Annotated in this window: 11 protein-coding genes; 5 read left to right on the forward strand and 6 right to left on the reverse strand. The window is 62.2% G+C overall.

All coding sequences use genetic code 11. The features are described 5' to 3' along the window. Window positions 1-16 precede the first annotated feature (16 nt). Window positions 17-964, reverse strand: coding sequence for an AraC family transcriptional regulator (locus LCM4573_RS08770; protein WP_198539703.1), 948 nt, complete (start codon window positions 962-964; stop codon window positions 17-19). A 212-nt stretch (window positions 965-1,176) separates the two neighbouring features. Between LCM4573_RS08770 and LCM4573_RS08775 the strand changes: the two genes are divergently transcribed. The 5 genes from LCM4573_RS08775 to LCM4573_RS08795 are packed head-to-tail and all read left to right on the forward strand — an operon-like array spanning window position 1,177 to window position 6,724. Beyond that, window positions 1,177-2,061, forward strand: a complete 885-nt coding sequence (locus LCM4573_RS08775) for a sugar phosphate isomerase/epimerase (RefSeq protein ID WP_083347364.1) — start codon at window positions 1,177-1,179, stop codon at window positions 2,059-2,061. Next, entirely contained in the window at window positions 2,058-3,575 is a 1,518-nt protein-coding gene (locus LCM4573_RS08780) for a sugar ABC transporter ATP-binding protein (protein WP_071005954.1), read from the forward strand. The genes LCM4573_RS08775 and LCM4573_RS08780 overlap by 4 nt, the downstream gene beginning before the upstream one ends. Beyond that, complete coding sequence (locus LCM4573_RS08785) at window positions 3,572-4,561, forward strand: ABC transporter permease (RefSeq protein ID WP_083347365.1); 990 nt, start codon at window positions 3,572-3,574, stop codon at window positions 4,559-4,561. The genes LCM4573_RS08780 and LCM4573_RS08785 overlap by 4 nt, the downstream gene beginning before the upstream one ends. Continuing rightward, complete coding sequence (locus tag LCM4573_RS08790) at window positions 4,558-5,538, forward strand: ABC transporter permease (protein WP_071005862.1); 981 nt, start codon at window positions 4,558-4,560, stop codon at window positions 5,536-5,538. Before LCM4573_RS08785 ends, LCM4573_RS08790 begins: the two co-directional genes overlap by 4 nt. Window positions 5,539-5,593: 55 nt before the next feature. Further along, the gene (locus LCM4573_RS08795) at window positions 5,594-6,724 is read left to right on the forward strand and encodes a substrate-binding domain-containing protein (RefSeq protein WP_071005863.1); all 1,131 of its coding nucleotides are present in this window, start codon (window positions 5,594-5,596) and stop codon (window positions 6,722-6,724) included. 63 nt (window positions 6,725-6,787) lie between these two features. On the opposite strand, the gene LCM4573_RS08800 is transcribed toward LCM4573_RS08795, so the two are convergent. From LCM4573_RS08800 to LCM4573_RS08820, 5 genes are read right to left on the reverse strand one after another with little or no spacing between them, the layout of a single operon-like run. Beyond that, window positions 6,788-8,032: a glucarate dehydratase family protein gene (locus LCM4573_RS08800; RefSeq protein WP_071005864.1), complete on the reverse strand. Its 1,245-nt coding sequence runs from the start codon at window positions 8,030-8,032 to the stop codon at window positions 6,788-6,790. Window positions 8,033-8,046: 14 nt separating this feature from the next. Beyond that, complete coding sequence (locus LCM4573_RS08805; protein WP_071005865.1) at window positions 8,047-8,832, reverse strand: sugar phosphate isomerase/epimerase; 786 nt, start codon at window positions 8,830-8,832, stop codon at window positions 8,047-8,049. Further along, a complete protein-coding gene (locus tag LCM4573_RS08810) occupies window positions 8,829-9,854 on the reverse strand; it encodes a hydroxyacid dehydrogenase (protein WP_071005866.1) in 1,026 nt (341 codons plus the stop codon). Before LCM4573_RS08810 ends, LCM4573_RS08805 begins: the two co-directional genes overlap by 4 nt. Then, a complete protein-coding gene (locus tag LCM4573_RS08815) occupies window positions 9,854-10,603 on the reverse strand; it encodes an SDR family NAD(P)-dependent oxidoreductase (RefSeq protein WP_071005867.1) in 750 nt (249 codons plus the stop codon). Before LCM4573_RS08815 ends, LCM4573_RS08810 begins: the two co-directional genes overlap by 1 nt. 15 nt (window positions 10,604-10,618) lie before the next feature. Continuing rightward, on the reverse strand, window positions 10,619-12,949 hold the full coding sequence (locus LCM4573_RS08820; protein WP_071005868.1) for an alginate lyase: 2,331 nt from the start codon (window positions 12,947-12,949) through the stop codon (window positions 10,619-10,621). Window positions 12,950-12,984: the final 35 nt, after the last annotated feature.

Below are 12,984 nucleotides of genomic sequence, written 5' to 3' on the forward strand. Positions count from 1 at the left end.
GAACAATACGGACATGTCACCGCAAGAAGGTCGGAGCGTAACCAAACCTCTTTTTGAACGCGTTCGAGAAATACTGGCTAGAATTGAAGCCGCATGTGAACGCAATTTCCGTCACGCTGGTCTTTTGAGCCGCCTGCAGCAGGCGGGAAGCCTGCTCCAGGCGCAGATGCTGCAGATACTGGCGCGGCGTCATGTTGGTGAGCTTCTTGCAATGGTCGGCAAAGCGTGTGCGCGACAGACCGCACTCCTCCGCCATTCCATCCAGCGTCCAATCCTCATCCAGGGCATGGGCGAGACGGCGAAGGAAGATCGCCACGGTATGCTGTGAGGTCGAAAGGTCCGGATCGAGCTCCGGAGCCTGTTCCCCCATGCGGTCGATCAGGCTCAACATCAGTGAATTGATCGCGACCTTCAGGCGCGTTTCACCCTCTTCGGGGCTGCGATCGAGCAGGATCGCCGGAATAGCCTCGAAGGTGCGGCAAAGCTCGGTGCCCCCATCCCAGACGGGCTGATTGTTCTGCGTCAGGATATCCCCGAGCCTGTCAGCCTCATCCCTGGAGAAGACAAGCCACTCGGGCCAATCCGGCGTCTCGCTCGGCCGCCGCAATCCCGCGTCGAGGATGATCCAGAGCAGCCGGCTGGGGCCGACATTCGGGTTTCCGATGGAGTGGAGCTGCCAGGGGCGGATGACGATGAACTGCCCTTGGCGAAGTGCATAATTCTTGTCGTCCACCACCAGTTCAAGGCTTCCGCGCGCCAGATAGGCGATCTTGAACCCCTCATTGCAATGCCGCCCGAGCCCCCAGGACTGGTTCTGCCGCGCATCCCAGAAGCCGACGGTCCGGATGCCCGGCAGGCGCTCGCCAAGCGAAATTCCGGGATAGCTGCCCCGCGTCCAGGCATGCAGTTCCACCTCACCGCGCTTGGCCGCTTCCTGGAGCTCCCTGCAATTGTTCGCATACATCGCCGAGTCCGGCTGACGGAACACCGACGGACGACAATTCGACTGAGGTACCACGATGTGCCTGTTCATGTCCCGCGCCTCCCAACACAAAACGATTTAAGAAATTTACCACTGTTCTCCGCCGCAAGCACAAGCGAGTCAAGTCTGCCATTCTGACCCCTGGTCGCGGAGGGTGATCGGAATATCTCCGCCGCCCCGCACGGGAGGAATTCGTGAAGGTCGCATTCAATCTGCTCGTCATCGGCGCGGAGATAAGCATTGATCATGCCCGCCAGCTCGAGAGGCTGAAGGCGCTCGGATATGATGCGGTGGAAGTGCCCGTCTTTTCCGGAACGCCCGAGCACTACAGGAGCCTCGGCAGGCTCCTTCGCGATATCGGCCTCTCGGCCGGCGCTGCCGCAGTCGCGACCCCTGAGGCAAATCCGGTAAGCCGCGATCCGCTGGTGCGGGCGAAAGCCCGCGATCACCACCGCTGGATCGTCGACTGCACCCATGCCATGGGCGGTGAGATTATAGCCGGGCCGGTACACTCACCGGTCGGGGTCTTCACCGGCTTCGGTCCCACACAATGCGAGTTGGAATGGTGCGTGGACGCCATGCGCGCGCTCGCCGACTATGCCGAACCGGCCGGCATCCGGATTTCGGCCGAAGCAGTGAACCGCTTCGAATGCTACATGATGTCTACGATCGCCGAAGCCTCGGCCATCTACCGCAAGGTCGATCATCCGAACTATGGCTACATGTTCGATACGTTCCACGCCAATATCGAGGAAAAGGACCCGCCGGCTACCTACGAGCGCCATCACCGCGAAATTAACCATTACCACGTATCGGAAAACGATCGCGGCACCCCAGGCTCGGGGCATATTCCCTTCCCGGACCATTTCGATGCCTTGCGGCGCTGCGGCTATGACGGCTGGCTGACGGTGGAATCCTTCGGACGAGCACTTCCTGAACTCGCGGGCGCCACCAGGGTCTGGCGTGACCTTTTCGATGACCTCGACGGCCTTTTTGCAGAAAGCATCGCCTATATCCGCCGTGAATGGACGGCCGCGGGCGAAAGGCTTGCCGCGCGAACCGCGAGTGCACCGGCATGACTGCCGTTCCCGCGCTTGATATGACAGGCATCAGCAAGACCTTTCCCGGGGTCCGCGCCCTCGACGGCGTCGATTTCGACTGCCGGGCCGGCGAGGTCCATGCCATCTGCGGTGAGAACGGTGCGGGAAAATCCACGCTGATGAAGATCCTCGGCGGCAGCTACCGCCCCGATGTCGGTGAGGTCCGCCTCAATGGACGACTGATGCACCTCACCCATCCCCGGCAGGCGGCGGACGCTGGCATTTCCATCATTCATCAGGAGCTCAGCCTCCTGCCCTATCGCACGGTCGCAGAAAACATCTTCATGGGGCGCGAACTCGCCCGCTTCGGCCTGCTGGATAGAAGGCAGATGCATAAGCGGGCCGCGGAACTCCTGAGGCGGGTCGGCGCGGATATCGATCCTGAAGCGCAGGTCTCCACGCTCTCGATCGCCATGCAGCAGCTCGTGGAGATCGCCAAGGCACTGCTGCTCGACGCCCGCATCCTCGTCATGGACGAACCGACGGCCGCGCTCGACGATCGCGACGCGCGAAACCTCCTGTCGCTGATCCGCGGGTTGAAGGAGGAAGGCGTCGCCATCGTCTACATCTCCCATCGCATGCCCGAAGTCACGGCGATCGCCGACCGGGTGACCGTCCTCAAGGACGGCCAGAAAATCTGGACCCGCGCCCGGTATGCGGCGCCGATCCCCGAAATCATACGGGCCATGGTGGGGCGAGACCTCAAGGATTTCTATCCAAAGCGACCTTCTTCCGGGCCGGGCAAGGTGCTTCTCAGCGTTGAAGACGGCGCAAATGCCGCGTTGCGCGATATCAGCTTCGACGTGCGGGCAGGCGAGATCGTCGGCGTCGCAGGGCTCGAGGATTCCGGCAAGGCGCATCTTGCACAGGCGCTGGTGGGCGACGAACCGTTCTCAGTTGGCGTCATGCGCGTTAACGGCAGACCAATGTCGATCCATTCACCGCGGCAGGCCACCAGGGCCGGCATCGGCTATCTCCCCGGCGATCGCAAGCGGGACGCGCTTGCCCTTCGCCAATCCGTCCGCGACAACGCGCTGCTCACCCTGCGCTCCATGGCCGGACTTTTCTCCCGTCCCCAGAGCGGAGTTCTTTCGCCGGCCGCGATCGATAACAGGCTGCGCGACATGGACGTTCGAGCCGCCGATTTCGGCCAGGAGATCCAAACCCTTTCGGGCGGCAATCAGCAGAAGGCGATCATCGTCCGCTGGCTCGCGCAAGCCTCGGATGTCCTCGTCTTCGTGGAGCCGACGCGCGGCATAGACATAGCCGCGAAGGCAGCGATCTACCAGGTCATGAGGGCCTTCGCGGAGGCCGGCCGCGGCATCGTCGTTGTCTCGTCGGACATGCCCGAACTCATAGGCATCGCCGACCGTATCCTCGTCATGCATCGGGGCCGCATCGCCGGCGAATTGCCGCGTGGCGCCAGGGAGGAGGACGTCATGCGCCTTTCCCTCGGAATCGCTGAACCGGAACCGAGGGAGGCCTTCGCATGAGCAGCAGTGCGATCTCCGTTGAACCCGCCTCTCTCAAACGCAAGAAGGGTTTGCCCATCGCGGCGGTCCTCGCGCTTGTCTCAATCGGCTTTTTCGTCGTCATCGCGCTTGCGACCGGCGAGTCCGCGCAGCTGAGCCCGCAGGGCGTTGTCGGCCTGCTGCAGCGCATGGTGGCGCTGGGTCTCGTGGCGATCGGCCAGACTTTCGTCATCCTCGTCGGATCGATCGATCTTTCGGTCGCCGCCCTCATCAGCGCCGTTGCCGTGTTGGCATCGCTTCTCATGCAGGGCGATCCGGCGATGATCCTGCCGGGCGTTATCGCCTGTCTCGCCCTGTGTCTCGCCGTCGGACTGGTCAACGGCGTCCTCGTTGCCTATGGCGGCATCAACCCGCTGATCGCGACGCTCGGAACCGGGCTCATCATCCAGGGCGTGCTGGCCGCATCCTTTGCCGATCTTCAAGGCGCCGTGGCGCGCGAGTTTCAGGTGCTCGCCTATGGCGGCAGGTTCGGCATTCCCTACTCCGTCCTGCTCCTGGCACTGCTTGCGCTTGCCGCCGCCTTCATCCTCAACCGGACGCTCTTCGGCGCGCGGATCTATTCGGTCGGCGGTAATCCGGACGGGGCAAGGCTTGCGGGAATCCACACCGAACGATTCGTGCTTGCCGCCCATGTGATCGCCAGCCTATTTGCAGGAGCCGCCGGCCTCTATCTCGCCGCACGCCTTCAATCGGGCACGCCCTGGATCGGCCGGGACGGCATCTATGACCTCGAATCGATCGCAGTCACGGTCATCGGCGGGACGATCCTCGCAGGCGGCAAGGGTGGCGTGGCCGGTACGCTGGCGGGCGTCCTGCTCTTCGCAAGCCTCGACGCGGGTTTCAACATGCTCGGCATCGATGCCTTCCTGAAAYAGGTTCTGCGCGGGGGGATCGTCATCRCCGCCGTCGCCATCCACGCGGTTCGTTACAAGGGGCATGTCGCATGACGCCAATCCCGCAGATTRCTCCCGTCCGCCCCTCGCCGAAGCTCGCGCTCAATGCAGGCCTGGTGATCTTTGTCGTGCTTTACGCGGCCATCGCCGTCGTGCAGCCCAATTACCTGGAGCCCGGCCTGTTCATGAATTTCCTGAGGCGGGCGGCCCCCCTCCTCATTCTTGCTTGCGGGCAGCTCTACGTGATCCTCACCGGCGGCTTCGATCTTTCGGTCGGCGCGGTCGCGACGCTCGCCGTATTGGCGGCATCGATCCTGATCAACGGCGATCCCGACGCCACCTGGGCCGTCCTCGGCACGCTCTATCTCATGGGTATTGCCGTTGGCCTCGTCAACGGATTGGTGGTTGCCTTTCTGAAGGTGCCTTCGATCATTACAACGCTCGGCACCATGCTGCTCGTCAATGGCCTGGCGCTCGCCTGGTCCGGCGGCGCCGCACGTGGGGACCTGCCGGAAAACTTTCGGAATTTCGGCCGCCTGGTCTGGCGCGACGTCTGGCTCATCGGATCACTGCCGCTTGCCGTGGTCGTGCTCTGCGGCTTCGTGGCGATCGCGTGGTGGGGGCTGAACGGCACGGTCTACGGCAAACGCGCGCTCGCGGTCGGCGACAATCCGCGAGCCGCCGAGCTGGCCGGCACGCCGGTCGCGGCCACCCGCATCATCGCATTCGTGGTTTCATCCATTTCGGCGGTCACGACCGGCATCCTGCTCGGTGGCTTTTCCGGCGTATCCGTCAATGCCGGCGAAGGGCTGGAACTTCAGGCGATCGCGGCCTGCGTCGTCGGTGGTGCCCAGCTTCTCGGCGGACGCGGCTCGATCTGGAGCGCCGTGTTCGGCGCGCTCAGTCTCTTTGCCCTTTTTACCCTGCTCAATCTCATGGGCCTGCCTCAGGCCCTCAGAGACAGCATACAGGGAGCGATCCTGATCGTGGCGGTCGGCGCGAGCATTTGGCGCAATCGCCGCCAGACCTGACGTGGCCGGTAAAATGTCTAATGCCGGAATTCCGGCTTTCTGGAGGAGGAGAGAAATGAAACTGAAGACAATTCTGGCAGCGAGCGTCGCATTGATCTGCGCCGGCGAAGCCCTTGCTCAAAATTTCAATGATCCCGCGGAATTCAAGAAGCAGCGGGAGCAGCTTTCGATGAAGCCGCAGGGGCCGGAAGGAAAGCCCTGGGCCCAGTACCTTGGCGACGGCATGGTCGATACCGCGAAATACAAGAAGGACGGGCCCGTTACCCTTTGCTTCTCCAATGCCGGCATCTTCAATCCGTGGCGGGTCGTCGGCCTGAATAACCTCAACGCCGAAGCGGAGCTGCACAAGGACCGCATCAAGGAGCTGATTGTCGTCGATGCGGAGGGGAAGGACGAGAAGCAGATCTCGGATATCGAGGCGCTCGTTAGCGGCGGCCGGTGCGACGCCCTAATCGTGTCGCCCAATACGACGGCAGCCTTGACGCCCGCCGTCGAGGCCGCCTGCGGCAAGCTTCCCGTCATCGTCTTCGACCGCGGGGTCAATACCCAATGCCCCGTCACCTATATCCATCCGGTCGGCGGATACGGCTTCGGCATCACCTCGGGCGAGTTCATCGCAGGCAAGCTGGCGAAGGGCGACAACGTGCTCGCCTTGCGCATCATGCCCGGCGTCGATGTGCTGGAAACCCGCTATTCGGCCGCCAAGACCATTTTCGACGAAGCCGGCATCAACGTGATCGGTTCGGAGTTCACCGGCAGCGACCGGGCCAAGACCAAGTCCATCGTGGAAGACTACATCAATCGCGGTGAGAAGATCGAGGCGATCTGGATGGATGCCGGCGACACGGCAACCGCAGCACTCGAAGCGTTTGAGGACGCGGGATTGCCCTACCCCGTGATCAGCGGCGAGGACCAGCAGGATTTCCTGCGCAAGTGGCAATCGGAAAAGCTTGTCGCCATCGGCCCCTCCTATCCCACCTATCAGTGGCGGACGGCCATCATCGCTGCGCTCGATGTTCTCGACGGAAAGCAAGTGCCCGGCCCTGAATGGGTGCTTCCGCAGCCGGCGATTACCGAGGACGTGCTGGCCGAATTCGTTGACGAGCGGATGCCCCCACTGCATTACAGCCTGTGCGGCTGCCAGGAATTGCCTGGTTATCCCGAGCGCTGGGGCGGCAAGAAGTAATCGGTACGCCGCTGGAAACACAAGCCGGCCGAAGCTCGGCCGGTTTGTGAACCGTTTCATGGCCTACCAGCGCGGGACGCGGCGCTCGTAGCCTGGATCGAACTGTTTCATGTAGGCGGTATCGTCACGTTCCCTGATGCTTGCGGCTTCGTAGACGGCCGCCAGTTCGCCGAGTTTTGTCCGATCCAACGTCACGCCAAGCCCGGGTCCACCGGGCACGGCCAGCGAACCGTCGCGAAATGCGAAAGGCTCGTCGATCACGTCGGTTCCCGTCCAGGGATAATGCGTATCGCAATCATAGCTGAGATTGGGGGTGGCGGATGCGACGTGAACCATCGCCGCCAGGGTTATGCCGAGATGCGAATTGGAGTGCATGGAAACGCCCATGTCCAGCACGTCGCAAACCTTGCCCAGATGCGTGGATGCGCGCAGCCCGCCCCAGTAATGATGATCGGAAAGCACGATCTTCACCGCACGCTTGCGATAGGCTTCGGCGATCTGGTCGAATTCGAGCACGACCATGTTGGTGGCGAGCGGAATCGATGTCGCGGCAGCGACCTCGGCCATCGCATCCATGCCGATGACAGGATCTTCCAGATATTCAAGGACGCCTTCGAGCTTGCGAGCGATGTAAATGGCGGTCTCGACGGTCCAGCCGCCGTTCGGATCGATCCGGAGCGGATGGTGGGGGAATGCCTCCCTCAACTTGAGCATGGTTTCGATTTCAAGATCGGGGTGGAGCACGCCGCCCTTCAGCTTCAGGGATTTAAAACCATGGGCGGCAACCATCCTGCGCGCTTCACCCACCATCTGGTCCGGTGTGAGCACCTCACCCCATTCGTCCTCGACCTGGCCGATATGGGCGCCGAACTTGAAGAACAGATAGGCGCTGAACGGCACGGTCTCGCGCACCGCCCCGCCGAGCAGATCCGCCACGGGCCTGCCGAGCACCTTGCCCTGGATGTCCATGCATGGAACCTCAAAGGCCGATGTCACCACGTCCACCAGCTTATGGTCGGCGACCGCGCTCTTGGCGTTGATACCGCCACCCTCCGGCAAGGCGGCCGCCACGCGGGATTTCAGCGCGTGGAGATGGAACGGATCAAGTCCTACCAGCGCAGGTGCGGCACGCCTCAATCCCTCCAGCGCCTTGATGCTTCCGTAGCTTTCGCCGAGACCGACCGTACCGTCGGCACAGATGACTTCGATGACCGTTCGCAATGCATAAGGCTGGTGAACGCCCTTGCAGTTCAAAAGCGGCTTGTCCGGTATGGCTACGGGCGTCAGGCGGATTTCGGCAATGCGCATTCAGAGCTCCCCTCTCACCACCAGGATCGCGCTGCGATGAGCGCGTCCTTAAGCGGTGGCAATTCCCGATGCCAATGACGCTCCCATTCGAGACTGACGGGAAGATTTCGATTATCGGCCAGCAGCAAAGGCTTCAGCGCAGCCATCGGGAACGTCCCCTTTCCCGGTTCGACGTAATGACGCTTTCCATCGGGGCCGACGGCGCTGTCCTTGACGTGAAGATGGACGAGGTTTCGAGTGATACGGTTCCAGGTGGACACCACATCCGCTCCCCTCGCCCAGGTATGGTGCGTATCCCACAATATCCGTGAAAACGGCACCCGGCCGATGAATTCCACCAGTTGCTCCACATCCGCCAATGCGTTGTGGGTCTCGATCATCAGATCGACGTTTATGGCATGCGAGCGCCGGTAATCCTGCCAGGTAGTCAAATCAGCGGCGGCGCGAGCGAAATCCGCCTCGCCCAGCCGATCACCACCATCGAAGATACGCAGATGTGCCGCACCGGCCGCTTCCGCCCAAGGCAAATAAGGTTCGATAGCGGAAAGCTTGCAGCCACCTTCGAACAGGCGGATCGAGGTATTGAGGGCAACCACGCGCAGGTCGCGGCCGGAAAGGAACTTCGCGAACCCGGCCGGGCTTTCAAACTCCGCCGCCAGAACCGCAGACATATCGAGCGAGCCGGACAGTCCGCGCAACTCGACCGCGCCGATTCCGTGGCGTTCTGCCAGATCGGCGACCTCCCGCATGCTGAGTTCCGAACAGCCCAGCGTCGAAAAGCAATGGTTCAACACCGTCATGCCACGCGCTCCAGATCTTGCTTGCAAACAGGAAACAAGGGCGGTTTCCCACCGACGAATCGCTCGATTTCCGTGRTCGCCAGATCGGAAAGAGCACGCAATTCGTTGCCCATGGCGCCGGCGATATGCGGTGTGAGCACGACATTGGGAAGATCGTAGAAGGGACTGTCGGGCGGCAACGGCTCCGGGTCGGGCGTATCGATCAGGATGCGCAGACGGCCAGAACGCGCTTCGGCCAGAAGCGCATCATGATCGACGAGCCAGCCTCGCGCCGTGTTGATCAGCACTGCGTGGTCAGCCATCAGCGCCAGTTCCCGCGCACCGATCATGTGACGCGTCCCGGGCAGGATGGGCGCATGTAGCGAGACGGTGTCCGACCAGGCGAGCAGTTCGTGCAATGCCATTTTCCGGGCGCCGATCAGGCTCGCCTCTCTCGCCTCCAGGAAGGGATCGTAAACGCCCACTTCGAAATTCGACCGTACGAGCATATCGATGACCATCCGGCCGATCCGCGAGGCTCCGACGATGCCGATCCGCCGGCCATGGTTTCCGATATGCGGGAGCCCGCGTCCCCGCTTGCTGCCGAAACCACCGGTTCCGCGCTCCGCACGATGGTCGTCACGCAAGCGGAAGACATCCTTGCCGCACATGATGATCGCGGCGAAGGTGAACTGGGCGACGGGAATGGCCATGGCGGACGCAGCCGTCGTCACCAGGATGTCGGAGCTTTCCCAGAATTCAGGGGGCAGTATCGGGCGTATCGACCCGGCCGAATAAGCAACCATCTTGAGACGTGGCGCGCGTGCCAGGCGCTCTCCTGTCAGCGACGGCGCGCCCCAGGCGCCGAGCAGGATATTGGCCTGGGCAAGTGCAGCTGCCCCGGCGGGTGCATCCAGATCGATATGGGGATATCCGGGGATGACATCCGTAACCGCATGGAGCCTCGCCCATTCGTGCGGCCCGAAAAAGCCCTTGGGCAATTCCGGCCGCATGGAGATGAGCAGTTTCGGTTTTACTAGCATCAGGAAAACAGGACGCCGCCATTGATGTCGTAGCAGGCACCGGTGATGTAGGCGGCGTCGTCGGAAGCCAGGAAAGCGACGAGGGCAGCAACGTCCTCGCTGGTTCCCTCACGCTTCATCAGTGCGGCAGCGGCGACGCGCTCACGCACTTCGGGCTTGGTGAAAGTGTCGTGGAAAGTCGTGGAGATCATACCCGGGCAGACAGCATTGACCCGGACGGCAGGACCCGCCTCCTTGGCAAGCGCGCGAGTGAAGGTCATCACCGCACCCTTCGAGGTGGCATAGGCAACAGCACCCGGCCCGCCACCATCCCTTCCCGCCTGGGACGAGAAGGTGACGATCGCGCCACCTTTTGCAAGTTTCGGGAGCACGGCCTTGGACATGAGGAAGAGCGAAGTGAGATTGACGTCCATGACCTGGCGCCAGAATGCTTCGTCCATCTCCGACATGGTCTTGCGCGCCACCAGGCCACCAGCGACATGCACCAGCGCATGGATGTCGCCGAAGCTTTCGACAGCGGTCGAGACAACTCTCTCGGCATCCTCCTTGCGCGTCAGGTCCGCGCGCACTGCGCTCGCTTTCAAGCCGCGCTCTTCGATTTCCCGGATAGCACTTCGGGCGCCTTCCTCGGCACCGTTATAAGTAAGCACGACATTGGCACCCTCCTCAGCAAAGCGCAGCGCGCAGGCGCGGCCGATATCGCGACCGGCACCGGCGACAATGACTGTCTTATTGGCGAAACGTTTCATCACAAACCTCTTTGATTAGAATTTCTTGGGAAGCGTCAGCTTGAAGCGCTGGTCATCGACATCGGTAAAATAGATGTCGGTGGAAAAACCCTGATCGTCGATGAAGCTGAAGATGCGCCTCGGCTCCTTCAGGGCATAGGGGACCAGGAGGGTCACCAGCGTGTGGCTCGTCGCCGCCGGAACTATGGCGCTGACATGATGGTGCAGCTCCAGCCCCTCCAGCTCCRCCGGGTCGATGCCCGGAAAGCCCTCGACGGCGGCAATCTGCGGCGCGCCGGCGGAGGAAAACACAAACTGACCATAGAACCCGGCTTTGTGCCCGTGATAGCGGAAACTCGAGCGGCCCACTTGCGGCGCGCCGCTGGTATGGCAGAGCCATTGCAGATCTTGCGGCTCATTGCACTCCACCTGATCGACGATAACGAAGTAGGCTTCGTTGACGAAATGGATTTCCCGGTGAGCCTTCTGCACCAGCGGATTGGCGACCTGATAGGCCGCGGTCGCATCGCCGAGAATGCGCAAATGCTGGGGGTTCTCCTCGACCTCGACAATCCTTCCCGCAGCGCGGCGCGCAAGCGCCTTGTCCTTTTCCGCATACTGGCCCTTGCCGCCGATCAGCACCGCGTTCTTTGACCGCGTCTGCCGGCGCCAGTCCCGGTGCATGCCGGAACCAAAAGCGATGTAGTAACCGGATTGGATCGCGAGATCCTCGCCATAGGCATAGAGCAGGAAGGCATTCTGATCCCCATGGCTATGGCTGATCGAGCCATAGGGACTCGACTTGAAGACGAACTGCAGGTGCCGGTCGGGATCGTGCATGTGCTTTTGCACTGCCACCCAGCCGATGTCATTAAAGCAGGCGACCGCCGGCAGGTTCTCCGGCGAGGCTGCGGCAACCTGCGGGAAATCATGGCGGTAGACCAGATCATCGAAATTCAGGTCCCACCAGCCATAGTTATAAAACGCCATTTCCGTGCCGGCCGCGTCGGCCTTGATGCGCTCGTAATACCATTGATAGTGACCGTTGCCGGTCACGCCTGCGAACTGGCGCACATTGTAGCCGGCCTTCAAGCCCGGAAGATCGCCGAGGGTGGAATCGTCGCCGAAGCCCGCGCGCCGGGTCCCCGGCGCCTTGGTATAGAGCGGAAAGCTCCCGGTGTTCTGGAAGAAGGGACGCTGATAGAGGTCGACCCCCATATCGGCGCGGATAAGATTGGCGGCCTCGATGAAATAGGCCATGCCGGTCATCCAGTAATGCGGCCCCTCCGCCCATCCGCCATCCGTTCCGGCCCATGGCGAATAGAGCGTCGCGAGGAATTCGACGGTGTAATCGAGCCACTCCGTCGCCTCGTCGCTTTCGCCCCGAAGCGCGATGCAGGCCGGGGTCAGAACCGCCGATAGCGAGCGCACCGCATGGCTGTCATAGGGGAAGACATGGATGCGGGCATGCGCGATGACATGCTCGGCGACATCGCGCGTGCGGCGCAGAAGCACGGCGCGAACCTTTGTCCGCTCCTCTTCGCTCAGGTGGTCGTAAAGCCAGTCATAGCCCCATGCGAGCGCCACCACGACACGGAAGGCGGCTTCGTCGTTATAGGCGCGGGACGTGGCACCTTGCGGATCCCAGCCAGCAACGGCCAGCAGCCAGGTGCGGGACGTATCCAGGAGGTCCTCCCTGCCCAGGACCTTACCGGCGATTGCAAGATGCCGGATAGCGTAAATCACCTCCTGGCAGTCGATGTACATCTGACGCCAAAGCGTGGCGACCCGTATATTGTTCGGGTACGGTTGAGGCTCAGCGATGATCGCGCGGTTGATCCAGGGCTCGACAGATTTGGAATAGAAGTCCGCCCAGCCGCAATGGTTGGGGTCGTCCGCGACCGCCGAGGCAAAGGCCTTGAGCTTGTCGGGATTGAGCCAGAGCCGGGGATGAGCCGAGCCGGCAGCGGCGTGGCGAGCCTTGCGATCGGCAAGCGGCGTTTGCGGCAAGGTATCGGTGATCTCGAAACTGCGCGTGGCGCTCCAGTTCGAAGCGCGGCCGCGCGCCGCAGGGTCCCAAAGCGCATAGGACCAGTAATGGCGACCTGCGGGAAACACCTCCTCCGGCGTGAAAAAATTCCAGGCCAGGTCCTCGTAGGTCCGCGTCCCGCCACCTGCAAAATCGGCATCGGTCGAGATACGGACCACATAACGCGCGCCATCGTCGATATCCGGAAGCCAGGAGAAGCGCGGCGGGTTCTCGCGCGGCTGTCTTTGCTCGCTCGGCATATAATCTATGGTCAACGAACCGGTACGCGGTTCATCGAGATGGGCTTGCTTGACAATGGCCGGCGCAGAGTGACGCATCACGGCTCGAACTCCCTGTGGAAATATGGGTTGGG

The sequence above is a fragment of the Rhizobium sp. LCM 4573 genome, from assembly GCF_001854865.1.
Lineage (GTDB): Bacteria > Pseudomonadota > Alphaproteobacteria > Rhizobiales > Rhizobiaceae > Neorhizobium.

Excerpts from the sequence above, each read along its gene's own strand:
- LCM4573_RS08770 (WP_198539703.1), bottom strand. The coding sequence starts at position 964 with ATGTATGCGAACAATTGCAGGGAGCTCCAGGAAGCGGCCAAGCGCGGT.
- LCM4573_RS08780 (WP_071005954.1), top strand. The coding sequence starts at position 2,058 with ATGACTGCCGTTCCCGCGCTTGATATGACAGGCATCAGCAAGACCTTT.
- LCM4573_RS08795 (WP_071005863.1), top strand. The coding sequence starts at position 5,594 with ATGAAACTGAAGACAATTCTGGCAGCGAGCGTCGCATTGATCTGCGCC.
- LCM4573_RS08800 (WP_071005864.1), bottom strand. The coding sequence starts at position 8,032 with ATGCGCATTGCCGAAATCCGCCTGACGCCCGTAGCCATACCGGACAAG.
- LCM4573_RS08805 (WP_071005865.1), bottom strand. The coding sequence starts at position 8,832 with ATGACGGTGTTGAACCATTGCTTTTCGACGCTGGGCTGTTCGGAACTC.
- LCM4573_RS08815 (WP_071005867.1), bottom strand. The coding sequence starts at position 10,603 with ATGAAACGTTTCGCCAATAAGACAGTCATTGTCGCCGGTGCCGGTCGC.